Source organism: Lysinibacillus capsici, assembly GCF_020217405.1.
Taxonomy (GTDB): Bacteria; Bacillota; Bacilli; order Bacillales_A; family Planococcaceae; genus Lysinibacillus; species Lysinibacillus capsici.
Genome location: NZ_CP084108.1, coordinates 3,551,522 through 3,575,429 on the forward strand (window position 1 = coordinate 3,551,522; position 23,908 = coordinate 3,575,429).

The following is a 23,908-nucleotide window of genomic DNA, read 5'->3' on the forward strand; positions in this document are numbered from 1 at the left end:
TGTTATTCTTGCTCCTTTTTCACTCTGTTTTTTGCTAAGATAAAGATTGGTTCTAGTTCCCCATCTTCATAAATAAAAGATAATGACGTAATCGGTACAGTACCGACTGCAAAGAAATGCATTGTCATCTGTGCTAATACATCATACCCTGTTTCATTACGAATATCACCTATAATTAATACATCTTGATGAGGCACAGATAATGTCATATCGCCCTCCACTTGTGCCTGCATTTCTTTTAAAAAGCTCTCATTTAAAATACGGCTAGCATCATAGCCATCATTCACATTGACAAAATAAAAAATATTACCTGCTACCTCATCTTTTTTATAGGCGGTTGGTAGTTGTTTCACCGAAAAGCGTGCCATTTCTCGAATTTGTTCTACAGTTAATTGTAAGGCTTCTAGCATGGATTCATCAATAAAGCGATAGGTTTTACCTAAATCGAGTGCATAAAAAACGCGCGTTTCAGCTGTATGCTCAGTTGTAATAAAGGCATGCCCTTCTTTTGATGACTGTGGATAAGAAGTGGCACGAATTACGGGATAAATCTGTGTAGTCATTTGGAAACCCTGTTCTTTTTCTTGTACCATCGCATTAAAGGTTTGCTCAATTGTATATAAAACTTCTTCAATCGCTGACTCTTGCTTCTCATTATATTTTGCTAAGATCCCAGGTAAGGAGAGCTCCATCCCTTTTTCAATCATCTTATGATTCAAGCGTAATTTATCGTACTTTTTATCAAAATGAAATTCATATTTCTCTTCAGTTAAATGCTTTTTTAATAGCTCGACTAGTTGTTCAGACTTCATTTGCTTCATCTTTTTCACATCCTAACTTCAAAATGAAACGGCTCACATGTTTGTGAACCGTTCTGTTCATTCCTTCTATTTACTTTATCTTAACCGAATGAACGATTTTCGTCATCTCACGCAAATTATTTTCAATTTGTTTAGCCTTTGAAATGGTTGTCATCTTCACACCACCACTACTTACAATGAGTTCCATTTCATTTTCTTCGTTCGTTTTTAGAACCGCTGTAAAGCCAAAACGACCATCCTTATCAAAAGTCGATTCCTCGATAATTTTGTCCGCTTCATTTTCTTTTAAAAGACTATAATAAAGTTTACTGTCTTGTGCTTCACGATCATTGATAAAAAGAATGTAGCTTTCTTTTCCTTTTGAAATCACAATATTATAAGCATCTGAACTGTCTTCAATTTTAAAGTGTGAGGGTAAGTATAATTTGATATCCCCAATTTCTACTGTATGTTCTTCTGGCTCTTCAGCAAAAACCTTCTCCGTTAATTGGAGCCCATTAGCAATTTGATCATCAATAGATTGATTGCAGCCAGAAAGGACAAGAAGTAAAAGCATTAGGCCAATTGCTCTTAGCCATGAAAATAACATGTCTCTCTTCCTTTCACTACTAACTTTTTTCTATTTTAAAAAAATTATTCATAAGATGCAACCTAACTACCCTCTCACCACTAATTCTTTTTAACTATTTTTGTGAAAATGTGAACAAATATTGACCAACTAAAAGTGAGACAATATGCTCAAACATCATCTGTCTACTCACTAAACCTTGCGTAAAAATACCTACAGCACCTGCACCCTGACGAATATCTCGACGCTTTGTATATTGCTCCATTATCGGTCCAAGTTCTCCACCAGTTCTTATTTCCTGGGCAATTTCTTTTGGCAGAATAATTTGTGCGCCGGCAGCTGTAAACATTGTTCCGTCTGACACAGTTAATGCACCCCAGTTACAAACGTACATTTCATCATCGATTTCGGTTACGCCACCTTCTAAGCCAAATGATAATTCTGCATCCGTTAAAATCAATGCGTTTTTAGCACGATTCATTGCTCCTAATCTAGTTTCTTCATTACTTATCGGTTGATCTGATACTTCAGAAGCAGCTTTGACATGAGTAAAGAGAGGATCCTCAAAGTATTTGCGAACAATTACTTCAACTGCTTCTGTTTTGGCTTTATTGGTTGTGCCAATTGCTATCTTCATTTAATCCCTACTTTCTTTCCATAGAAAAAGATGCCTCTAAAAGGCATCTTCCTAACTTCTTATACATTAGCGTGAATTGTCTCTAATGTCGAACGATCTGCTTTTTTCACTAATTCAACAATTAATGCTTTGGCAGCTGCATAATCATCAATGTGTATAATTGACGCTGATGTATGAATATAACGTGAGCATACACCAATGACTGCACTTGGAACGCCATCGTTTGCCGTATGCACTCGACCAGCATCTGTTCCACCTTGAGAGACAAAGTACTGATAAGGGATATGATTGGATTCGGCCGTATCTAAAATAAATTCACGCATTCCACGATGTGTTACCATTGTACGATCTAAAATACGAAGTAAAGTACCTTTGCCGAGCTGTCCAAATTGACTTTTTTCACCTGACATATCATTGGCAGGAGAAGCATCTAGTGCAAAGAATAAATCTGGTTTAATCATGTTTGCTGATACTTGTGCACCACGCAAGCCAACTTCCTCCATTACATTTGCACCTGAGTATAAATGTGAACCTAATTTTTCGTGCTGTACTTCTTTCATTAATTCAATAGCTAGACCACAGCCGTAGCGGTTATCCCAAGCTTTAGCCATAATTTTCTTCGGATTTGCCATTGGTGTGAATGGACAAATTGGTATAATGGATTGTCCAGGACGAACACCCATAGACATAGCATCTTCTTTATTATCAGCACCAACATCGATAAGCATATTTTTTATATCCATTGGCTTCGCTCGTTCTGCATCTGTTAATAAATGTGGTGGGATGGATGAAACTACACCAGGAATTGCCCCATTTTTCGTATATACTTCTACACGCTGTGCAAGCATAACCTGGTTCCACCAGCCGCCCAATGTTTGAAAGCGGATCATTCCATTATCTGTGATAGAAGTAACCATAAATGCAACCTCATCCATATGACCAGCAACTAATATTTTCGGTGCATCCGTAACATCGCTGTGCTTAACACCAAAAATACCCCCTAAATTATCTTGAACGATTTCATCCGAGTACTTTTCTAACTCAGAACGCATGAACGCACGTACTGCGTGTTCATTACCCGGAGCGCCTGGTAATTCTGTTAATGTTTTAAATAATTGTAATGTTTCCTCATTCATGATGACTCTCTCCCCACGAAGTAGAATATTCTTCCTTGCCTATTGTAACACAATTATTTCCGAATTCGAAATATTGATACATTTCCTAAATCCGCTAATTGTGAACGTGCATTCACTCTATAGGCTATGCTAAAATAAAGGTATAGAAAAAGGAGGAAAAAAGTATGAAATTACGTGATTTTTTAATTGGTGTCGCAACTGGCTTAGCTGCCGCAGTCATTATTAAAGAAGCTAGTGAAAAAGTTTCTCCGTTCGTACCTGCAGGACAAGTACTTGAAAACATAAAAAGAGAATTTAAAAAGGATTCACCGATTGATGGTTCTTGGATTTTTATGAAAACTGAAGATTTCACAAACGGTATTATTACCATCCCAGTATATCGTGGGGGGATCTCGCGTATGCATGAAGGTGAGATGCAGACATTCGAATTTGCTGCCGATGCACGCTCTGGTGTTGTCGTGGAACTAACAGAAGTTTAATTATGTATATACAATAGAAGCCATCTCATAAAATGGAGATGGCTTCTCTATGTTATTCGGATAATCCTTTATTATTAAAGTACTTTTTATACTTACGATAATAATTTAAATTATTGAGTGTTAGTTTCACCCAACGCTTCGCATTCATATCCTCGTTAAAGTAAAGAGAATTTGTGTATTTACCCTCACTAATTAATTTTTTTGCTTCTAGTTTGAGCTTTTCATTCGATGCATATTTGAATAATACACCTTTAGGAATAATCATCCATAAATGCTTATCCTGCACATATGTGACTTCTTGCTCGATATTTAACATATGGTCATCCGCAACATACTTCATTAAATTATGCCCACTTGCTGTTACATAATAGCTAGAACGACCATTACGTAAATTGATTTCAAAAAGTTTATATTGCTTGTCTCGAATATCATATTTCATATCAAAATTCGCAAAACCTGTATAGCCAATGTCTTCTAGGAAGTAACGTACTTGATCCATTAATTCTTTATCATAGGTTGTCACGATGGCTGCATAACTTCCAATTCCCTCAGGAGAATGTTCTTCTAGAATAGGGTTACCTAGACACATCAGCTTCACTTTTCCATCCTTCCCTACATAGGCATTTAACACACGCATATAGGAATCGTCCCCAGGAATAAATTCTTGAATAATCATTGTATCCTGATAAGTAGAGCTATAAATAGCTTTTAATATAGCCGCTTTTTCCGCTTCATCATGTGCAACAAATACTTTTTTCTTTCCAGGGAATTTACAAGCCCAGTACTCTACAGAGTTAGAAGCCTTTAAAATAATAGGGTAAGCAAATGGAGGTGTAAAGTTTTCATAGTTGTCCGCTGTCACCGTTGTTGTACCTGGATATTTAAAATTATATTGATCACACATTTTATAGAAATTTTCTTTCAATAAAATTTCATCCATCAACGATTCATCGATATAGGGTACGGTAAAATGCTCTTGTAACGCTGGTTTATTTTTGATGATCAGCTTGGCATAATCGTCCCCACATGCTAAAAGCAACAGTTTTTTATCAGCATATTTTTTTGCAACTTCTGCAAGTGCAGGTGCAAAAACATCTTGTTCATTTAAACGGTCTATTTCTTGAAATTCTAGGATATGGCTATCTTGTGTTGCTGTTAAATGAGAACGTCCTAAGACAAGTGGTTTAATACCATATGCTTCATAAAACGCACGTGCCATACCATATGCATTCATATCTGATCCAAGTAAAACGGGTAAAAATGGTTGTTCAGTTGCCATGTTTATTTCAACTCTCTTTTGTATTTTAGTATCGTGTTAAGTGTATCATATTTTCTATCCTGTTCACGAACAAAAACGCGAGGTATTGACATTTTATATGCCAAAATACCTCGCCTTTGCTTGCTCTATTAAAATGTAATAACAGCTTGTCTACTACGCTCTAATTTATCCACAATCTCTTTACCTGACTCATCCCATCTAATCATACGGTAATAAGCATCGTGATAGAAAATAAAGCCATAGTTATTTGCAAGGGCTTCCTTCATCAGTCGCTCCTTTGCAAATACACTTGTCATTGGATAATCGTCATAGGCTAATACCCATAATGGATTTTGATGAGCATGAGTCGGCATAATATCTGCCATATGCAATAACACTTCATCATTTTGTGTTAGCTTAATGACAGCATGTCCCTCACTATGACCACCAGTATGAATCATTTCGATTCCAGGTACTACTTCCAATGACTCTTCGTAGGTTTCAACTAAATGTTGAACTGGCTCCCAATTTTCTTTCCAATAAGTATTTTTTGAACGGATATTGGGGTTACGCATTTCATCCCATTCAATTTTCGTTACAAAAATCTTGGCATTTGGGAAAGTTGGTACAAGTACATCCCCTTCCCACTGCGTTAATCCACCAGCATGATCAAAATGTAAATGCGTCATTAACACTGCATCAATATCTGCTGTCGTTAATCCTAACTCTTGTAAACTAGCTGTTAACGAAGATTCTTCTGTTACACCAAAGTTTCGTAGCTGCTTTTCATTTAATTTGTTAAAGCCAACACCCGTATCAATAAGGTAGTTTTTGCCCCCAAATTGAATAAGGATAGGTTCTGTTGGCAATTCAATTTGATTTTTTTCATTGACTGGATATTTGCGGGACCAAAGAGGCTTTGGTACAACACCAAACATCGCACCACCATCTAGGCACGTAACACCCCCGTTTAGCCATGATAATGACATATTGTGAAACTGTAATTGATCCATCCATATTCCCCCTACAATTTAGTGATAAATTGCGATTCTAAGCGATAAATCGGCTGCCCCTTCGCAGAAAACTTCTCTTCATATTCCGTCATCACATTATCCTCTGGCATATTTGCATGCAGGTCGAGAGATACATACTTTAATAACATCCCATATTCAGACATACTGATTAAAGAATACTCGAAAAGACCTCGGTTATCCGTTTTAAAATGGACTTCCCCATTATCCACTAAAATCGACTCATATAATTTCAAAAAATCCCCGTGCGTTAAACGTCTTTTTGCATGTCTTGTTTTTGGCCAAGGATCTGAGAAATTCAGGTATACACGTGATACATCGTTTTTGTCAAAGAATTTATATAAATCTGCGCCATTTACTTTTAGTAAACGTAAATTCGCTGGAGATTTTGCCTCTAGCACTTTTTCTAGTGCACAAACAATCACACTATCGTAAAGTTCAATGCCAATATAATTGATTGTTGGATTTTGCAAAGCCATACCGGTCACAAATTGTCCTTTTCCAGACCCTACTTCAATATGGATAGGGTTATCATTGCCGAAAACAGCCTGCCAATTTCCTTTAAAGTCTTCAGGATTTGGAATAATCACCTCTGGGTGATCTGTAATCATTTCCTCTGCCCAAGGCTTATTTCTTAATCTCAATGTTGTTCCTCATTTCTTTCTTGTGAAATTATTGATTTTTTTATAGTATAACGTATTCCCTTATAATTCGCATGAAATTATTGCACCATGATAGTTTTATGAATCGTTAACAATAACCTGCCAAGCATTTTGTTGTATTGTACAATGGATATTGGTCTCTTGATTGACAATGCCAATATAATTCCCATCCGTATGGCAGTCAACCTTATCTGCTACGATAAGATCAAAGACTTGCCCCTGTAAAAAAGTAACTTCCTTAAATTTTGTATGCTTTTCAAAAAACACCGTGACAAATACAAGTAATAATTTGATACGAGAAATATCATGTACAATCGTGATATCCACTTGCCCATCATCTGCTTTTGCGGCAGGTGATATTTTCATGCCGCCTCCAAAATAAGGTTGATTACTCATCGCCACAAACCACGTCTGCTGAAATTGCCATTCCTGTTCCCCTGAACGTATCGTTATGTCAAAGCGTTCAAAGCGAAATAACCCTCTAATTACAGCGACAGCATACGAAAGTTTCCCTAGTCCAATCTTATTGAGATAAAACTTAAGACGAGAAGTGTTAATTGATTTTGTCACAAAGGCATCGAAGCCTAGGCCAGCATTATTAACAAATATTTCTGTTTGTTGATTACCAATCTGAACGATCCCTGCATCCATTTTTACATTAGCCAAGGTAGTCTTTACATAATCCTCGATTTGCTGGGCATTGGAAAAGGAGTGAAAATAACGTGCAAAGTCATTACCAGAGCCAGCACGAACTACACCAATTATGATGTATTTATTATGTATAACACCACTAACCACTTCATGAATAGTGCCATCACCGCCAACAACGACAAGCAATTTTTTCTCTTGTTGCTGGTGTGCCCATTGTTGAGCGATTTTCTGTCCATGTCCTGCATATTCAGTAAAAGCCACTTGATAGGAAATCGTTAGTTGCTCTCGAAGTTGGAGCCAAACTTTTTTTCCTTTCCCATTCCCAGCAGCCTCATTGACAATAAATAGAACGTTCATAGATCAGTCCTCTGTTGGCTGAGATGCTTGCTGCCATATATCTCGGTTAAAGGAGGTGGTTTGGACCGTATTTAAAATTGTCTGCGCAGCTCGGATTTGCATATGCTTCATAGGAGAGGAAACTTTTCTTAAATGCTCTATCCATTCATGGTAATTTCGACGATCAACAAAGCGAACCCCAAATGGTGAACCAGGATAATCAAAATACCCATTACGAGATAGCACAACCTTACGGATGGGCATATCAATATCCTCTTGTTTAAATAATTGCGACAGTACCGATTCCATCCGCACTAAGTTAATTGTTGGATTCAGGACTTTAGAATCCTTCGTCCCTACTTTTTTAATCCAGAAGCGATCACTGCCACCTACATATACAGCTTGATTTTCAGCCTCTAAGACCGTAATACAAATACACTCTGTCGGCGACATTAACACTACTTCTAGCTCTATAGGTGCTTTTCTAATTTGTAGTATTGGATAATAAAACAATAGATAATTATCTGGCAATGTTTGCAATAGCATACGGAGCAATGAGTCACGCATGAAGCGAGGATCTACATATGATTTTTCCCGTAATGTTGAACTGGCCCATTTCATTTGAAAATGAAAGAACTGATCAATAAACATTCGTTTCAACTCATGGATGGATTGTGGTGCATACACAATTTTAGGTTCAAATGTGAGCGTCGTTTCTTCTTCAGGAATGATATCCTCATCGCTAACAAGCTCATTTGATATTTCTACTTCTTCCACATCCTCTGTTGTTTCCTTTTGACGTCCAGCAAACCATTTTTTTATGAAGGAAAAACGTTCTTTTTCCTCGTAAGCCTCCGCTTCAGCCTCATTGTCGACATGTTGCCACTCGCTAATATCTTCTCCCAATTCCCACTGTCGCTTAATGCGCTCCCATTGGTTTTTCTTCAGGCGCACAAATTGTGTTGGGTATCTCGCTAAATCAATTTGATAGCGTGAAATGTAATCTTGTAATTTCACTAATTGTGCCATGTAAAGGTCACTCCATTCTTACTCACCATATCTATAGTTCTCTTTTTATCTAGATTGCTTTGGTAGAAAAAAGAGGCATTGTATTCAATACATCGACAATTATTCTACAAATTTCAATCTGTAAAATTATTCATTACTATCCTTTTTATTTTACATGACGATACCAAACATTACATCCATAAAAAAGAGAACTACCCTTATCGATAGTTCTCTTAAACGGTTCTTTTATTTTGTATTCAAAGAAATTGGTAATTTCGCCTCAAAAGCTTGTTGCAATTTACGCGTCCATTCACCTGGCACTCCAGTACCGATTTGGTTGCCATCCACATCAATAACAGGAGTAACTTCTGAAGATACAGAGGATACAATGATTTCATCCATTGTTAATAAATCAGCTTTTGTCATTGGTTCTTCAACGACAGGTAAACTAATTTCCTCTGCACATTTTAAAATGACCTGACGAGTAATACCGTTTAAAATGAAGTTATTAGCTGGGTGTGTATAAAGCTTACCGTCTTTAATCCCATAAACATTTGCTGATGAACATTCTGTTACGATATCCCCGCGATGTAAAATTGCTTCGTAGCAGCCCTTTTCAGCTGCCTCTTGTTTTGCTAATACTGCACCAAGTAAATTTAAAGATTTGATATCACAACGCAACCAACGAATATCCTCTACAAACGTAGCCTTAACCCCTTTCTCAAAGTTTTCATATGCACGTTCACCAGCTTTCACATTACCTGTTAATACAGCTGGGACACTTGCATCTGGGAAAACGTGATTACGTGAATTGGCACCACGTGTAATTTGGAAATAAACATGCCCTGTACCAAGATTATTTTTTTCAATCAGCTCATGTAATAATTTGTGTAAAACGTCTTTTGTATAAGGAATAACAAGACGAATTTTTTCGGCGCTTGCATAGAAACGATCAATATGCTCTTGTGCTGTAAACATATTTCCGTTATACACTTTGATTACTTCATAAATGCCGTCACCAAATTGATAGCCTCGATCTTCTGGTGATACTGCAATGGATCCTTCTTCAACAATTTGATCATTCCATAATGAATATGCCATGTTTTGTTCATCCTTTTCGTCTTTGAGTTATTTTTTTCCTGCAAGTTCAACAATTGCTTCAGCATAAATTGCCGCTGCTTTTACGAGGTTTTCAACGACAACAAACTCATCCGCTCGATGCGCTACATCTGGCTCCCCTGGGAACAACATGCCAAATGCCACGCCTTTTTTCATCACACGTGCATACGTCCCACCACCAGTTGATAATAAAGGTGTTTCTGTATCTCCCGTTTGACGTCTATAAATAGCTGCTAATGTCTGGATGAATGGATCATCTTCGCTGACATAATGTGGCTTGGAGTCATCTTGTATGTCTAGAGAAAACCCTTTTTCTACCGTTAAGCGTTGTGCTGCTGTTATTTTTTCATCGAACGGATAGGAAACTGAATAGCGCATACTAATTACTAAACTGCCACCTTTATGGACATCATAGCTTACGATCCCTGGATTTAATGTTGTTGGTCCTGACATTGTATCCTCAAACTGCAGATCGAGCTGACTACCATAATGATCCTGATAAAAAACATCTGCAATAAAGTCGACAAATTGTTTACTTGCTTCTGTCGTCAACTCTTGTTGTAAAAATGCTGCAAGATAAACAGCTGCATTGATACCTTTATCTGGTTCCATTGCATGGGCTGCTTTACCTTTGATAGTTATTATATAGCGAGACTCCTCCATTAATAAAGAGCCTTCTAGCTGATTTTTGCTTAAAAATGTTTGAAAATTCTGTTCGAATGATGCTGTTACATGCTGAATCATTGCTTTTGCAAAATCAGGTACCATATTTGAGCGCTTTCCTGCATTAAATAGTAGTAGTTGTTCTTTCGTTGCATCACCCACTTTATTTTGAGAGAACACAAGCTCTGCAATGCCTTTTTCTGCATTGATGAGCGGGAAATCCGCATCTGGTGCAAAACCAATTGTCGGCATTTCCTCCTGTTTAAAATAGTGGTCGACACAGCGGAATCCTGTTTCTTCGTCTGTACCAATAATCATTCGTACTCTTTTTTCTAACGGAATACCTGCATCTTTCACAAGTTTCATGGCCATCCATGCCGCAATCGTAGGCCCTTTATCGTCAATCGCACCACGTGCAAATAATTTACCATCAGCTACTGTGCCGCTGAAAGGAGGGTAAGTCCAATCTGCTTCTTCTCCAATTGGGACAACATCAACATGACATAAAATACCAAGTAAATCTTCACCAGTTCCCATTTCAATATGTCCAGCATAATTATTAACATTTTTCGTGAGCAGGCCTTCTTTTTGACCTTTTGCTAGTAACCATTCAAGCGCTTGAAGTGGACCATCTCCAAAAGGTACTTCAGTAGTTATTGTATCCTCATCGAGCACACTATTTATTTGCACAAGCTCCTGTAACTCTTGTATTAATTCGTCTTGCCTTTCTTTTGCAGCTTGTAACCAATCCATACCATGTACCTCCTTCAAAGTATTAACATTATTCTACACCTTACAACATATATGACAATCAGCTTTCTGACAACTATTTTCAGTAACTTCTACTGTCACTACCATATATAGCACGTTTTTCACGTATTCCCACAAAATACAGTATAAATTTTATATATTAATTGTAAATTTCTCTTGCATTCACTAGAAAATTAAGTAGTTTTTCTATATAATAAAGTTATCAGAATAATTGTTCTGACTATAAAATTAGAAAAGGGGATGTCTAAGGCAGCTACTTATTAGCCTAAGTGCACTCCGCACATATTGTCGTCCGCTAGTCTTTGCCAAGAGAATTAAGATGAAGGAGTGGTTCATTTAATGAAACCAACTACTGATCGAATGCTTAATCGTATTAAAGACGTGTACATGTTTATTTTAGACAAAGGAACCGTGTCTACACAGGATTTAGTCGAAGAGTTTAGTATCACTCCTCGCACCGTTCAAAGAGATTTGAACGTGTTAGCCTTTAACGATTTGGTGACGAGTCCAAGTCGAGGCAGATGGACAACGACGAAGAAAAAAGTAAAATTAACGTCTTAGTTTTACGTTTTGTACGTAAAGCATTATGTATGGAAAAAGAATGGCCTTTCGTCGGGGTCATTCTTTTTTGTCGTTAGAAGATTATTAGATTTTTTGCCCACTTTGCTTACTGACTTCTCCGTCTTGCTTTCTGTATAAGGTAATTATTTTCACCTCTTTGTCAATCATCGTTTTATGTAAATTGATGATTTATAAAGGGATTATTTACATCGCTCCTTTACCCTTCAATCTGAGCTTCACATTTTAGCATAGCAGCATAAATCTGCACGCCATTAGCTGCTCTGTTCTCTTTCAAGATTATTTTAACTATTTACAGTTGTTTAACAATCCGTTAAACTCGAAACATTCTAAATGTTGAGAGGAGGATTTTATATGACTTTGTCAAAGTTGTTTCATCCATTAGTTTGGATTATTTTAGGTGGGACAATTTTCACACGTATTGCAAGCTTTATGGCAATGCCTTTTTTAGCTATTTATTTACATAATGAAATTCAAGCCTCTCCCTTACAAATTGGATTGACAATTGGTATCGCGCCACTCATTTCCACAGTAGGTGGATTTTTCGGTGGTTATTTAACAGATCGCTTTGGTAGAAAAAGCGTTATTCTATTAACAATTATCGTTTGGAGTCTTGTGTTCTTTGGCTTCGCAACGGTTCATGCTGTTTGGCTTTTTATTCTATTCAATGCTTTAAATGGACTTTGTCGATCATTTTTCGAACCTTCCACACAGGCATTGATGATTGATTTTACACCTGCCGATAAACGAAAAAGACTATTTTCCTTACGTTATACGGCCATAAATATTGCAGCGGTTATTGGTCCTATTATTGGCGTGTATATCTCACAGCTATCCAGTCCAAGTATCCCTTTTATGCTGACAGGGATGATGTATATTATTTACGCAGTGTTTTTATTTTTTGTGTTAAATCGCTATCAAATGCAGCAACCCAAAGCTGTTACACAAACAAAAATCCTCAGTACATTCACGATTCTTTTGACAAATCGTGTGCTGCTTAGCTTCATATTGGGAGCCATTTTAATCAATATTGGGTACTCGCAATTTGACTCAACGCTACCTCAAATTATCGAATTAAAGATTGATGAAGGTGCGAAACTTTATTCGTTATTAATCTCTCTCAATGCAGCAGTTGTGTTATTACTACAATTACCTATTAGTATAGTATCAGAGCGCTTTTCATCTACAGCCACATTATTAGTAGGTGTACTGTTCTTTGCTATTGGATTATGTATGTTTGGATTCTCCAATAATTATACGCTCTATATCATTGCCATGATTATTTTTACCATAGGTGAAATCTTTGCCTTCCCTACAATGAATGTCATGATTGACGAAATTGCACCAGATACTCAAAAGGCAACCTATTTAGGGGCTGCACAATTTAAAAATTTAGGTGGCTTTATTGGCCCAATAATAGGCGGTTGGCTCTTGACTCATTATATGAACGCTATGTTTCCTGTCATCGCTGTTCTTGTTTTATGTAGTTGTATCTTTTATAGAACAAAAATAGCAGCTCATTAATAAACGCCCCATTGCTATCAAAATAGCTAATTATGCTATCGATAGAATGGGGCGTTTTTTTAACTATTATAACCCTCGTCAGCAGCGACCTCTGCATAACTAGAATATTGATCCTTACCAGCATTTTTGGATTGATAAAGCGCTTTATCGGCCCGTTCAAATAAGCTCATTTCTGTATCCTCAGCATGATTATAAATGGCTCCGCCCATGCTCACAGACAACACAGACCATTTCTCGCTCGCTTGGCCATCATATCGAACTGATCTTATTTGAGTCAAAATGTCCTCTGCCATGTGCTGCATCTGTTCCTCTGTTGTATCGTATAAAACAATGGCAAATTCATCCCCACCGAAGCGTACGACAAAGCCACTTTGTTTCACAACATGCTTTAAAATTTTCGCTGTTTCAATGAGGATATGATCTCCTTCTACATGACCAAATTGATCGTTTACTTGTTTAAAGTTATCTAAATCAATTAACAATAAACCTGGCACATTCATTTTTCTTTTTCTTAATAAACTATCAATTTTTCTAATATATGTAGCACGGTTATAAACACCTGTTAACGGATCGAAGGTAGCTAGGTGTATTGTTTTAGATAAAATTTTATTAATAACTAACAGCATAATAAAGGATGTTAGTAGGGCGATAGACAGTAAAATCCAAAATTGTTTCGTATTTTTTTGAAGAGCTTCCATTTTAGTGAAATTGATAAATTTCACATAGACAATTCTTTTGGATGACTCCCCTCTCACTGTCTCTGCTTCATAGGGCAGAAAACGATGTGTTTCTATATAACCATTGTCTAAAGCCTTTTCATATTCAACTGGCTCCATTGTTTTCTTTGCTAGCTCGAAGTATTCTTGAAATTTCTTAGATTGCTCCTGTACAGTGATTCTCTTCGATCTCGAATCATTAAAGAAAACGCCACCTGCATTAATAGCTTGCACATCCACTAAATCAATATATTTACTAATTAAGTACTGTGCAGTTTTCTCAAAATTAAAGGTTTGGAAGACAGGATCATTTAGTAGGTCTATACCTAACTCAAGCAAATATTTCTTATCATGTGTTGCCAGATAGCCAAATTCTCGATATTCTCCTGTTGATGTTGAAATATCAATGCCATCTGTAAAAAATTCGCCACTAGCGCGCCGCTCATCCAATAAAGCAGAAAAACGTTGACAGCAAAGCGAGAAATCCAAGCCAATATCTCTGGCAAAAGTCGTGTAAACCACTGTATTGGATTGATCCACTATGTAAATATCCATACCATGTTTCTTTTTCATTTGCTGCAAATCCCAAGTAGCTACATTGGGGTTTTCATGGTAATAGTTTTTTAACTGTCTAAGCTCCTGTTCCATTTTGTCTGAAATAGTATTATCAAAATAAAAATGGGCATCATCGACAGTTTGCATATCTGTCAAAATATGATTTTCAATTAATATTTTATTCATGCTCACTTGCTTTTCTATCTCTGTTACCAGTATTTGTCGGTTTACATATGAAATAACGGCAACAAGTATGAGTGCAAATGCTATTAAAGATAGTAATAATTTAATACGCAGGTTCTTCATTTAATTGTCCTCTACTTATTTATACCATCGTCTTTTGGGAAACATTTCAAAATATGATACATTCTATGACTATATCACAATAACTCATTTCATATTATACAGTTACAGTCATATTACTGTATATAAAAATCCCCGATGCTATGTGAGGCATCGAGGAATAATATGTTTAATGATTGTTTTGTAGATCGTTTAGCTCTTCAGCAGTGAGCTCACGATATTCACCTAATGCTAGATTTTCATCTAATTTCAGGCTTCCCATGGAAATACGCTTTAAATATGTTACACGTTTTCCTACAGCCTCAAACATTCGCTTTACCTGATGAAACTTGCCTTCTTGAATCGTTAGCTCTATTTCCGATTGCTGTGCAGACTTTAGAATCACAAGCTTTCCAGGCTTTGTAACATAGCCATCATCTAGTTCAATACCATTTGCAAATTTCTCGGCATCTTCTTCTGTCACAACGCCTTCAATCTGTGCGTAATAAACTTTTGGCACATGCTTTTTTGGAGACAATAAATTATGAGCTAAGTGACCATCGTTTGTTAATAAGAGCAACCCTTCTGTATCTTTATCTAATCGACCAACAGGAAACGGTTGAAAATGCTGGTGTAATGGCTCTAATAAATCAATGACTGTTTCATCTCTTAAATCCTCAGTGGCAGAAATAACACCAGGCGGTTTATTCATTATAAAATAAACAAATTCTGTATAAACAACGCGCTCTCCAAACACTGATACAATTTGCTGTTCTGGGTCTACATGTAAAGCTGCATCCTTGACATAAGCACCATCTACTGTGACAGCTTTTTGCTTTAATAACTGCTTCACTTCCTTACGAGAACCGTACCCCATATTTGCTAGTAATTTATCTAAACGCATCGTTCCACTCCTATTTCAATCCCAGTTTACTCATAATACGGGTTAATCGTTCACCTAATAGCTTTTGGGCTAAACCTAGGCGTAATGATAAAAAGCCATAAACAGCCGCACCAACACCCGCACAAATAATGGAGAATAGTAATGCTGAGAATTTACTATCAACTGGTCCCATTAGTAATTCCAATAATTTATGCACCATCAGCACGCTAATGGCCATCGCCATTGTCAATAAAGCAATTAGCATGACACGACGCACAACCATTTCTGATCGATAATTCAACGTTTTTCGTAACACAAGCATATTAATGATAATCGAAACACTATAGCCAATAGCTGTAGCTACTATTGCACCATCTGCCTCTAACCAGCGAATTAAAGGAATATTTAATGCTAGCTTTACGAAAATTCCAGATAATAAGCTGAAAACAATCCACTTTTGAAAATCAATTCCTTGAAGTAGTGCTGCTGTGACTTGAAATAACGCAAATAAAATAGCAACAGGTGCATAATGCGCTAAAATCGTTGCTCCCATTTCGCTTTCTGAATAAAGCATAAAATAAATTTCATTGGCTAATAAAGAAATACCAACCACAGCTGGCAATGTAATAAAGATTAAAATTTGATAGGTCTTATCCATTGCATGGCGGAGCGCTAAATACTCCCCCTGTGTAAAATACTTTGTAATTGTTGGTACAAGCGCCATCGAAAATCCAGTCGCTAGCATAACAGGGATGATAACAACTTTATGTGTCATAAAGTTAATCATCGATAAATAGGTATCTGTTACTTCTGCTAAACCAATGGACGTCATTGCTCCATTAAACGTAAGCATGTCGACTAATTGGAATAATGGATTGGCCACCCCTACAAACACCATTGGGATGGAATAGGTAATCACTTCTTTATAAATATTGGACATTGGTAACTGTGTGGAAGTCACACTTTGGCTACGTAATAAGTTAAATTCAGGCTGATATTTTTTCCAGTAATAATAAAGAACACCTAATCCACCGATTGCCCCGATAAATGCTGCAAACACAGCAAAGGAGATGGCTGTCTCTGGTTTTCCTTTAAACACAATAACCACTAGGAATGATCCACCAAGTAACACAACAATTCGCACAATTTGTTCCACCAATTGTGAAACGGCAGTAGGCTCCATTTTGTCGTAGCCTTGGAAGAAGCCACGCCATAGACTCATAAATGGTACTACGATTAAGGCAAAACTAACCCATCGTATTACTGAAGCAATTTGTTCAACTGTAAAGACTTGTTCCTCACTCTTAATAACTAGCCCTGCTATGGGCATAGCAAGTAGAAAGAGAGCAATAAATGCTGCAAAGCCAGTCACCATCATAATAAGAATGCCAGATTTCATCAGCTTGCGACCCGATTGATAATCCCCCATGGCATTATATTTGGATACAAATTTAGAGACGGCTATTGGCGCACCTGAAATGGCGATTGCCAGCATAATTGAATAGGGAATATATGCATATTGATAAAGCGCAATGTTCTTTTCGCCAACAATTGCATAAAACGGAAAAATATAAATTAATCCGAGTACCTTCGATAAAAACATCCCCATTGTTAATATCGCAGTACCTTTCATTAAATTGGACATCATACCCATCCATTCATTGTAAAATCAATATTATTATCGTAACACTTTAAAGGCTCTTATAAAACATTTTCCTTACTCATACACGACATGCAAACGCTGTCACCTTGTAAATGATTTAAGTAAACCAATTGTAATCTTACCACATTTATAGGAAATGAGACGCATAAAAACACCAAAAAGTTCATTCATAAAGAAACTTGAAGAAAAAAGGCCTTAAAATAATCGGTGAGGAATTGAACATCCCCACCGATTAAGGTATTTCTTATACCATGTCCACAAAGAACTTTTTATACCATACTAGGAATACATAAACTGTCCAAATATAACGACCACGATTTGCTTTCCCTTCGTAGTGCTCATCTAGATAGCCAACTAATTGTTTTGTATCAAAAAATTCATTTGCAAAGTCAGTTGTAAACATTTCTTTTACCATACTGTAATACTTTTCTTCACGTAACCAGTGACGAATTGGCACTGGGAATCCAAGTTTCGGACGCTTTGCCCATTCTTCTGGCAATTCCTGATGTGCAGCTTGACGTAAAACATATTTTGTATCGATATCATTCACACGGTATCTTGAAGGAATATTTTTCGCTAACTCCATTACTTCTTTATCTAAGAATGGTACACGTAATTCAATTGAGTGTGCCATACTCATTTTATCTGCCTTCAATAAAATATCACCAGGCATCCAAAGATTTAGATCTAGATACTGCATTTTTGTCACATCATCATCGCCAGGCACTTCATCATAAATTCGTTTTGTAATCGATTTTACAGATGGGGCATTTTTATAAGCTGGCTTTAAAACATTAATAGCATCTACTTCATCCCAAACTACCGCTTCTCCAATAAAGCGCTCTTCTACTGTTTGAGCACCTTTAATAAGGAAATTCGTGTATTGATTTTTCGGTAGAGCTTCTGCCATCCCACGTAATGTTTTTCGAAGACCTAATGGTAATTTTTCGTATTTTTGCATTCTTCCTGAGTTTTGATACCAAGCATACCCACCAAAAATTTCATCAGCACCTTCACCTGATAGGACAACCGTTACATCCTTTGAAGCAAGCTCCGAAAGGAAGTAAAGTGGCACTGAAGATGGATTGGATTGTGGTTCATCCATATGCCATTGAATTTTAGGTAGCGCTTCAAAACACTCATCTGCTGTAATGTATCTACGTTCATTTTGAATATTCAACGTATCGGATAATTCTTTTGCAAGATTTGTCTCATTGAACATATCTTCATAGTCCGCAAACCCGACTGAGAAGGATTTATCTGGGCGTAATAAGGACGTAATATAACTAGAGTCAATACCACCCGATAAGAATGAACCAACTTTTACATCACTGATTTGATGAGCCTCTACAGATTCTTTAACAGTCGAACGAATTTCTTCAATATATTTTTCGATTGGTGCTTCTTTTGCATGGAATTTTTTATCCCAATATTGCACGATTTGCTTTTGTCCATTTTGAATTAGCATATAGTGTGCTGGTGGTAATTTAAAGACACCTTTAAAGAAAGTTTCATCCATAGATGAATACTGGAATGTTAAATAAGGGCGAAGTGCCTGTTTATTTAACTCTTTAATAAATGATGGGTGTGGTAAAAACGATTTAATCTCAGAACCAAAGATAAACGTACCGTCAGTTGTATGCTCAGAGTAATACAATGGTTTGATTCCAAAGCCATCGCGTGCAATGAATTGTAAATCATTCTTTTTATCCCAAATACAGAAGGCAAACATCCCACGCAGTTTCTTCACAAAATCTACGCCATATTCTACATAGCCATAAATAATGACTTCACTATCTGACTGCGTTTTAAACGTATGACCTTTTTCAATAAGATCTGCACGCAGCTCTTGGAAGTTAAATATTTCTCCATTAAATACAAGCACAATATTGCCATCTGCACTATATAATGGTTGATTTGCTACGTCTGATAAGTCAATAATACTTAATCGACGGAAACCCAACGTCACTTTATCGTCACTATGAATACCACCGCTATCTGGTCCACGGTGAATAATTGTATTCATCATATTTTCTATCGTCTGATGATGATCAATCACATTTGTTCCATTAATATAACCTATAAATCCGCACATTCTATTTTTCACCTCATAATTTAGTGCATAACCTTTACCATAATAGCACGAAAAGACATTCATTTCATGCTGACAATGCTAATAAAGGAAAACTTTCATTCATCCAATTGTACAACAAAGAATATTGTGTTTCATTCTACTGTATAAGCTCTTCATCCCAAAAGAAGAGATACAGAATTATAAAACACTTTTCTATTATTTTCAATGTCAAAGAAAGTCCCTCTCTATATAGACTTCATGTATAATAGGAAAGATTCCTAATTTGAACAGAAAGTGAGTTTCTAACTATGTATGATGTAATCGTGATTGGTGGTGGCCCATCTGGTTTAATGGCGGCAATTGCTGCTGGAGAGCGCAAAAAGAAGGTGTTATTGTTAGAAAAAGGCACAAAACTAGGCAAGAAATTGGCCATTTCTGGCGGAGGACGCTGTAATGTTACAAATCGTTTGCCTGTTGAAGAAATTGTGAAACATATACCCGGCAATGGACGTTTTCTCTATAGTCCATTTACCGTTTATAATAATGAAGATATAATTGCATTTTTTGAAGGGCTTGGTGTCGCCCTAAAGGAAGAGGACCACGGTAGAATGTTCCCTGTATCCAATCGCGCACAAGATGTCGTTGATGCGCTGATTAGACAGCTACAACGTCTTCATATTGAAGTTCGTTTACACACAGCTGTCAGTAAGCTTCTAATGGATGAAGATAAAATTTTGGGTGTACGTCTTGCTGACGGCACCGAAGTCCGTAGTCAAGCAGTCGTTGTAGCCGTTGGTGGCAAGGCGGTTCCACAAACAGGCTCAACAGGTGATGGCTATCCTTGGGCTGAACGTGCGGGTCATACAATCACAACCTTATTCCCAACGGAAGTCCCTGTTATTTCAAAAGAAGATTTTATTCAAGCACGTGAGCTACAAGGACTAGCATTGCGTGATGTTGCTGTCTCCGTGCTAAATAAAAAAGGCAAGACACTCGTCACCCATCAAATGGATATGCTCTTTACCCATTTTGGTTTAAGTGGTCCTGCTATTTTGCGTTGTAGTCAATTCGTTGTGAAAGAATTAATGAAAACAGGCTATGAGCCCGTGACAATGCGTATTCAAACATTAGTACATTATAATGAAGAAACATGTCTACAATATTTAAATAAATTAATAAAAGAAGATCCGAAAAAGGCTGTGAAAAATGTTTGGAAAGGCATAGCACCTGAACGATGGCTCTTGTTCTTATGTGAGCGAGCACATATTGATGTTCAATTGACGGGTGCTGAATTATCCCAAGAGAAAATTCGTCAGCTAGCACGTTTACTAGTAAACTTCACGTTGAAAGTGAGTGGCACACAGTCACTTGATAAGGCATTTGTAACAGGTGGTGGTGTCTCTGTAAAAGAAATCGAGCCAAAAACAATGGCCTCAAAGAAAAAAGAGGGACTGTTTTTTTGTGGAGAAATTCTTGATATTCATGGCTATACAGGCGGCTATAACATCACTTCAGCCCTCGTAACGGGACGTATTGCAGGAATGCATGCGGCATTATAATAGAAGAAAAAGCGTGTCCGTAGAAAACGGACGCGCTTTTTTAGCTTTCACTAGTCATATAGACTTCTTCAAATGGTTGGATAATAACAAAGCCTTCACCAGAAAACGCCATCTGGATGGATTCTCCACTGCCTCGGCCGATAAATGTACGGAAGCTAATATCTGTTTTAAATTCAGGTGTTAAGTTGCCTGACCATGCGACAGTAGCATGTGGATCAGTATATACTGTTTCACCTGGTTTCACTAATAATGTCAGTGGTTCAAAATGAGTTGTAATCGCAACCTTCCCTGTTCCTTGAAGTGTTACATTAAATAAACCACCTGACATGATGCCAGCCATTTTACGCATCAAACGTATATCCCATTCGATGCTAGGCTCAAAGGCAAGTAAATCATTGCCATTGACACAAATACTGTCGTTTTTCAAATCAAAAACAGTTACTTTCTTTCCTTGGTCCGCTAAATAGAGTCTGCCCTTTCCGCTAGCTTTCATCAATTGCGTACCTTCACCCGTTAAAGCCTTTTTAAACATTTTGCCAAGACCATGCTCCAAGACGCGCTCACGTTCAAATTTAATATCACCTGTATAGGAAATCATAGCGCCCATTTTTGACCACACTTCACCGTTTAGATTAACCTCTAATACGCGTTCAGTTTCCAATTCAAAATAATCATTCTCATTATCGTCCTGCTGTGTTTTATGAACAAATTCATCTAAAGAAAATTTCCCCATGATTGATCCCTCCCTAATTACTTTATATACGTTGATCGTTGAGAAAAGATTCAATTTTTAACGGATTGTTCCTCGTTGTGTATTTCGTTACAAAATTTCTCTTTTAATAACGAAATCACTTTATTTCCAGTAATGTTATTGACATCAGACACATGCTGTTATACATTAAACAAAGAAATTGTACTTGTTATATAACAAGTAATTCAAAAAAATAACTATATAAGTGCCATCCTCGAAATGACACCTATATAGTAAATTGAAAGTTCATATTATTGTGTAGCAGATACATCTCCAACATTTTGCGCTGCTTTTAAAGCTGTTTGCTTACGTACATCTGCACGTAACGTTAAGGAAATAATCAACGAAGCTGCGATTAAACCTGCGAATACATAGAATACAGGAATGTAACTTCCATACGCATTTTTGATTGCACTTACTAACAATGGTCCAAAAACTCCACCCAATGACCACGTTGTTAATAAATAACCATGAATCACACCAAGTTGCTTTGTGCCAAATAAATCACTTGCAAATGCAGGTAGATTTGAGAACCCACCACCATAGCAACTAACAACTAAGAAGATAAGTGCTTGGAAAATAATTACGTTAGTTGTATGTGGTAAAACGATAAATGTGATTAGCTGTGCAGTAAAGAAAATAACGAAAACGTTAGAACGACCGATATAATCAGACACAGCGGCCCAGATTAAACGACCACCACCATTAAATAACCCCATAATTCCTACCATTGCGGCAGCACCTGCTACTGATAGACCGACAATTTCCTGTGCCATTGGTGAAGCAACAGAAATCATCATAATCCCTGCTGTTACATTAACTAAATGCATTGACCAAAGCATCCAGAAGTGCTTTGTTTTAACAGCTTCTCGTGCTGACATAACAGCTAAATCTTTTTTCACTACGTCCTTACCATTATTGGCAGCTGCTTTCATATTAGCAGGCATATAACCTGGCTTAGGTGGTGCTATATATGATGCCCCTAAAATCATTAACGTGAAGTAACTTGCCCCTAGAATAAAGTATGTTGTAGAAATGCCAACTGCCTCCATTAAGTTGGCTGCGACTGGTGCTGTAATAAGTGCACCCGATCCAAAACCAAGTACGGCCATACCTGTAGCTAGACCACGACGGTCTGGGAACCATTTTACAAGTGTTGATACAGGTGCAATATAGCCAATCCCCATTCCTAATCCACTAAGAACACCATATGTTAACCAATACATAACAACAGAATCCATTGAAATGGCTACACCAGCACCAGCTTGTCCTGCTCCAAATAAGACAGCTGCTACCATCGCCGATTTACGTGGTCCCATTTTTTCTACTAAACTACCAAATAATGCAGCTGAGAACCCAGCTAATCCCATCATAATGGTAAAGGCAATCGTTACCTTTGTTTCACTCCATCCCATTTCTGTGACAATCGGTAGCTTGTATACACTGTATGCATAGGCTCCACCGATTGAAAGGTGAATAGCGATTGCAGATAATGCAATTAACCATCTATTTTTATTCATAAATTCTCATTTCTCCCCTCTTTTGCTACCTGTGAAAATTCTATGAACGTCCATGTAAAACAATTTACCACTTAGAATTATTCAAATGCAAGATGTTTTTCTAAAAAATATTATTTCTCCAAAAAGTTTTTCATTCTTTTCTTAAAAATTAAAATCAAGCAAACCTTACAGCCTCTAAGAAAAATAAAGTTTCACAAACTAAAAAATCTACATATACTAGATTTTATTATTTTTCTACTCTACTTTATCGTTATATATTAATTATTCTCAAATAATTATTTTTGTGTATATTTTCACATGCTGTTTATGAATAAAATCTTAATTAGAATATTAATTTCTATTATCTATCTAAAGAAAGAACTATTTCTTTAGTTTATTACGCTAGAATTTTTAAGAACAGAAGAGAAATTTGAAACTATTTTCTACAAGATTTTTACTTTTATATGTATGAATAAAAAGCTGGTTTCTGTCTTTTATTTCCATATTTTTATTCTAATTTAAAAAAATTACAATACAATCAATGTATATTTCAAATTATTTATTGAAAGTGAAAAATTTTTTATTATTCAAATATATATATTAGAGTCCAATTTTCTGGCATATGTATGCCATTACAACAATATAAATCATATTTATCATTTGTTTTGTTATACTACACAATA

The 23,908-nt window shown here is 36.7% G+C and carries 21 protein-coding genes; 4 read left to right on the forward strand and 17 right to left on the reverse strand.

Annotation, left to right across the window (positions count from 1 at the left end; all coding sequences use genetic code 11):
* Positions 1-2 precede the first annotated feature (2 nt).
* From LCP48_RS17445 to LCP48_RS17460, 4 genes are all read right to left on the reverse strand, one after another.
* The gene (locus LCP48_RS17445; protein WP_009371417.1) at positions 3-821 is read right to left on the reverse strand and encodes a DUF1444 domain-containing protein; all 819 of its coding nucleotides are present in this window, start codon (positions 819-821) and stop codon (positions 3-5) included.
* A gap of 70 nt (positions 822-891) precedes the next feature.
* Positions 892-1,410 carry a hypothetical protein gene (locus LCP48_RS17450; protein ID WP_004226095.1) on the reverse strand — a complete coding sequence of 173 codons (519 nt, stop codon included), beginning with the start codon at positions 1,408-1,410 and terminating at the stop codon, positions 892-894.
* Positions 1,411-1,504: 94 nt separating this feature from the next.
* The gene (locus LCP48_RS17455; RefSeq protein WP_004226093.1) at positions 1,505-2,026 is read right to left on the reverse strand and encodes a DUF84 family protein; all 522 of its coding nucleotides are present in this window, start codon (positions 2,024-2,026) and stop codon (positions 1,505-1,507) included.
* A 59-nt stretch (positions 2,027-2,085) separates the two neighbouring features.
* On the reverse strand, positions 2,086-3,162 hold the full coding sequence (locus LCP48_RS17460) for a M42 family metallopeptidase (RefSeq protein ID WP_004226091.1): 1,077 nt from the start codon (positions 3,160-3,162) through the stop codon (positions 2,086-2,088).
* 164 nt (positions 3,163-3,326) lie between these two features.
* Here LCP48_RS17460 and LCP48_RS17465 point away from each other — a divergent pair, with 164 nt between their 5' ends.
* A complete protein-coding gene (locus LCP48_RS17465; protein ID WP_004226089.1) occupies positions 3,327-3,641 on the forward strand; it encodes a hypothetical protein in 315 nt (104 codons plus the stop codon).
* Between the two features lie 52 nt (positions 3,642-3,693).
* Here LCP48_RS17465 and LCP48_RS17470 read toward each other — a convergent pair whose 3' ends face one another.
* From LCP48_RS17470 to pepV, 7 genes are all read right to left on the reverse strand, one after another.
* Positions 3,694-4,920, reverse strand: coding sequence for a carboxylate--amine ligase (locus tag LCP48_RS17470; protein WP_004226087.1), 1,227 nt, complete (start codon positions 4,918-4,920; stop codon positions 3,694-3,696).
* A 128-nt stretch (positions 4,921-5,048) separates the two neighbouring features.
* On the reverse strand, positions 5,049-5,912 hold the full coding sequence (locus LCP48_RS17475; protein WP_004226085.1) for a YtnP family quorum-quenching lactonase: 864 nt from the start codon (positions 5,910-5,912) through the stop codon (positions 5,049-5,051).
* Positions 5,913-5,923: 11 nt separating this feature from the next.
* Positions 5,924-6,574 (reverse strand): tRNA (guanosine(46)-N7)-methyltransferase TrmB, encoded by a 651-nt coding sequence (gene trmB / locus LCP48_RS17480; RefSeq protein WP_016991781.1) that lies wholly within the window; start codon positions 6,572-6,574, stop codon positions 5,924-5,926.
* 96 nt (positions 6,575-6,670) lie between these two features.
* Entirely contained in the window at positions 6,671-7,600 is a 930-nt protein-coding gene (locus tag LCP48_RS17485; protein ID WP_004226082.1) for a diacylglycerol/lipid kinase family protein, read from the reverse strand.
* Positions 7,601-7,603: 3 nt separating this feature from the next.
* Entirely contained in the window at positions 7,604-8,608 is a 1,005-nt protein-coding gene (locus tag LCP48_RS17490; protein ID WP_216485360.1) for an NERD domain-containing protein, read from the reverse strand.
* 225 nt (positions 8,609-8,833) lie between these two features.
* A complete protein-coding gene (gene dat / locus LCP48_RS17495) occupies positions 8,834-9,688 on the reverse strand; it encodes a D-amino-acid transaminase (RefSeq protein WP_004226078.1) in 855 nt (284 codons plus the stop codon).
* Between the two features lie 27 nt (positions 9,689-9,715).
* Positions 9,716-11,122 carry a dipeptidase PepV gene (pepV, locus tag LCP48_RS17500; RefSeq protein WP_004226076.1) on the reverse strand — a complete coding sequence of 469 codons (1,407 nt, stop codon included), beginning with the start codon at positions 11,120-11,122 and terminating at the stop codon, positions 9,716-9,718.
* Positions 11,123-11,479: 357 nt separating this feature from the next.
* On the opposite strand from pepV, the gene LCP48_RS17505 reads away from it, so the two are divergent.
* Both LCP48_RS17505 and LCP48_RS17510 read left to right on the forward strand, forming a co-directional pair.
* The gene (locus LCP48_RS17505; RefSeq protein WP_004226074.1) at positions 11,480-11,701 is read left to right on the forward strand and encodes a DeoR family transcriptional regulator; all 222 of its coding nucleotides are present in this window, start codon (positions 11,480-11,482) and stop codon (positions 11,699-11,701) included.
* 372 nt (positions 11,702-12,073) lie between these two features.
* The gene (locus LCP48_RS17510; protein WP_004226066.1) at positions 12,074-13,243 is read left to right on the forward strand and encodes an MDR family MFS transporter; all 1,170 of its coding nucleotides are present in this window, start codon (positions 12,074-12,076) and stop codon (positions 13,241-13,243) included.
* A 59-nt stretch (positions 13,244-13,302) separates the two neighbouring features.
* Here LCP48_RS17510 and LCP48_RS17515 read toward each other — a convergent pair whose 3' ends face one another.
* From LCP48_RS17515 to asnB, 4 genes are all read right to left on the reverse strand, one after another.
* Entirely contained in the window at positions 13,303-14,820 is a 1,518-nt protein-coding gene (locus LCP48_RS17515; RefSeq protein ID WP_004226064.1) for a GGDEF domain-containing protein, read from the reverse strand.
* A 166-nt stretch (positions 14,821-14,986) separates the two neighbouring features.
* Entirely contained in the window at positions 14,987-15,700 is a 714-nt protein-coding gene (locus LCP48_RS17520) for a pseudouridine synthase (RefSeq protein ID WP_004226062.1), read from the reverse strand.
* A gap of 10 nt (positions 15,701-15,710) precedes the next feature.
* On the reverse strand, positions 15,711-17,324 hold the full coding sequence (locus LCP48_RS17525) for a putative polysaccharide biosynthesis protein (RefSeq protein ID WP_004226060.1): 1,614 nt from the start codon (positions 17,322-17,324) through the stop codon (positions 15,711-15,713).
* Positions 17,325-17,586: 262 nt separating this feature from the next.
* Positions 17,587-19,437 carry an asparagine synthase (glutamine-hydrolyzing) gene (gene asnB, locus LCP48_RS17530; RefSeq protein WP_004226058.1) on the reverse strand — a complete coding sequence of 617 codons (1,851 nt, stop codon included), beginning with the start codon at positions 19,435-19,437 and terminating at the stop codon, positions 17,587-17,589.
* A gap of 287 nt (positions 19,438-19,724) precedes the next feature.
* Here asnB and LCP48_RS17535 point away from each other — a divergent pair, with 287 nt between their 5' ends.
* Entirely contained in the window at positions 19,725-20,975 is a 1,251-nt protein-coding gene (locus tag LCP48_RS17535) for a BaiN/RdsA family NAD(P)/FAD-dependent oxidoreductase (protein ID WP_004226057.1), read from the forward strand.
* Positions 20,976-21,015: 40 nt separating this feature from the next.
* Here LCP48_RS17535 and LCP48_RS17540 read toward each other — a convergent pair whose 3' ends face one another.
* Both LCP48_RS17540 and LCP48_RS17545 read right to left on the reverse strand, forming a co-directional pair.
* Positions 21,016-21,708, reverse strand: a complete 693-nt coding sequence (locus LCP48_RS17540) for an AIM24 family protein (protein ID WP_004226055.1) — start codon at positions 21,706-21,708, stop codon at positions 21,016-21,018.
* A gap of 269 nt (positions 21,709-21,977) precedes the next feature.
* Complete coding sequence (locus tag LCP48_RS17545) at positions 21,978-23,246, reverse strand: L-lactate MFS transporter (RefSeq protein ID WP_004226054.1); 1,269 nt, start codon at positions 23,244-23,246, stop codon at positions 21,978-21,980.
* Between the last annotated feature and the right edge of the window lie 662 nt (positions 23,247-23,908).

Bases quoted from the DNA above. Each gene is read 5' to 3' on its own strand.
- pepV (WP_004226076.1), bottom strand. From the start codon at position 11,122: ATGGATTGGTTACAAGCTGCAAAAGAAAGGCAAGACGAATTAATACAA.
- LCP48_RS17450 (WP_004226095.1), bottom strand. From the start codon at position 1,410: ATGTTATTTTCATGGCTAAGAGCAATTGGCCTAATGCTTTTACTTCTT.
- LCP48_RS17460 (WP_004226091.1), bottom strand. From the start codon at position 3,162: ATGAATGAGGAAACATTACAATTATTTAAAACATTAACAGAATTACCA.
- LCP48_RS17445 (WP_009371417.1), bottom strand. From the start codon at position 821: ATGAAGCAAATGAAGTCTGAACAACTAGTCGAGCTATTAAAAAAGCAT.
- dat (WP_004226078.1), bottom strand. From the start codon at position 9,688: ATGGCATATTCATTATGGAATGATCAAATTGTTGAAGAAGGATCCATT.
- LCP48_RS17545 (WP_004226054.1), bottom strand. From the start codon at position 23,246: ATGAATAAAAATAGATGGTTAATTGCATTATCTGCAATCGCTATTCAC.
- LCP48_RS17505 (WP_004226074.1), top strand. From the start codon at position 11,480: ATGAAACCAACTACTGATCGAATGCTTAATCGTATTAAAGACGTGTAC.
- LCP48_RS17470 (WP_004226087.1), bottom strand. From the start codon at position 4,920: ATGGCAACTGAACAACCATTTTTACCCGTTTTACTTGGATCAGATATG.
- LCP48_RS17475 (WP_004226085.1), bottom strand. From the start codon at position 5,912: ATGGATCAATTACAGTTTCACAATATGTCATTATCATGGCTAAACGGG.
- LCP48_RS17455 (WP_004226093.1), bottom strand. From the start codon at position 2,026: ATGAAGATAGCAATTGGCACAACCAATAAAGCCAAAACAGAAGCAGTT.
- LCP48_RS17535 (WP_004226057.1), top strand. From the start codon at position 19,725: ATGTATGATGTAATCGTGATTGGTGGTGGCCCATCTGGTTTAATGGCG.
- LCP48_RS17520 (WP_004226062.1), bottom strand. From the start codon at position 15,700: ATGCGTTTAGATAAATTACTAGCAAATATGGGGTACGGTTCTCGTAAG.
- LCP48_RS17540 (WP_004226055.1), bottom strand. From the start codon at position 21,708: ATGGGGAAATTTTCTTTAGATGAATTTGTTCATAAAACACAGCAGGAC.
- LCP48_RS17465 (WP_004226089.1), top strand. From the start codon at position 3,327: ATGAAATTACGTGATTTTTTAATTGGTGTCGCAACTGGCTTAGCTGCC.
- LCP48_RS17510 (WP_004226066.1), top strand. From the start codon at position 12,074: ATGACTTTGTCAAAGTTGTTTCATCCATTAGTTTGGATTATTTTAGGT.
- asnB (WP_004226058.1), bottom strand. From the start codon at position 19,437: ATGTGCGGATTTATAGGTTATATTAATGGAACAAATGTGATTGATCAT.
- LCP48_RS17525 (WP_004226060.1), bottom strand. From the start codon at position 17,324: ATGTCCAATTTAATGAAAGGTACTGCGATATTAACAATGGGGATGTTT.
- LCP48_RS17490 (WP_216485360.1), bottom strand. From the start codon at position 8,608: ATGGCACAATTAGTGAAATTACAAGATTACATTTCACGCTATCAAATT.
- LCP48_RS17485 (WP_004226082.1), bottom strand. From the start codon at position 7,600: ATGAACGTTCTATTTATTGTCAATGAGGCTGCTGGGAATGGGAAAGGA.
- LCP48_RS17515 (WP_004226064.1), bottom strand. From the start codon at position 14,820: ATGAAGAACCTGCGTATTAAATTATTACTATCTTTAATAGCATTTGCA.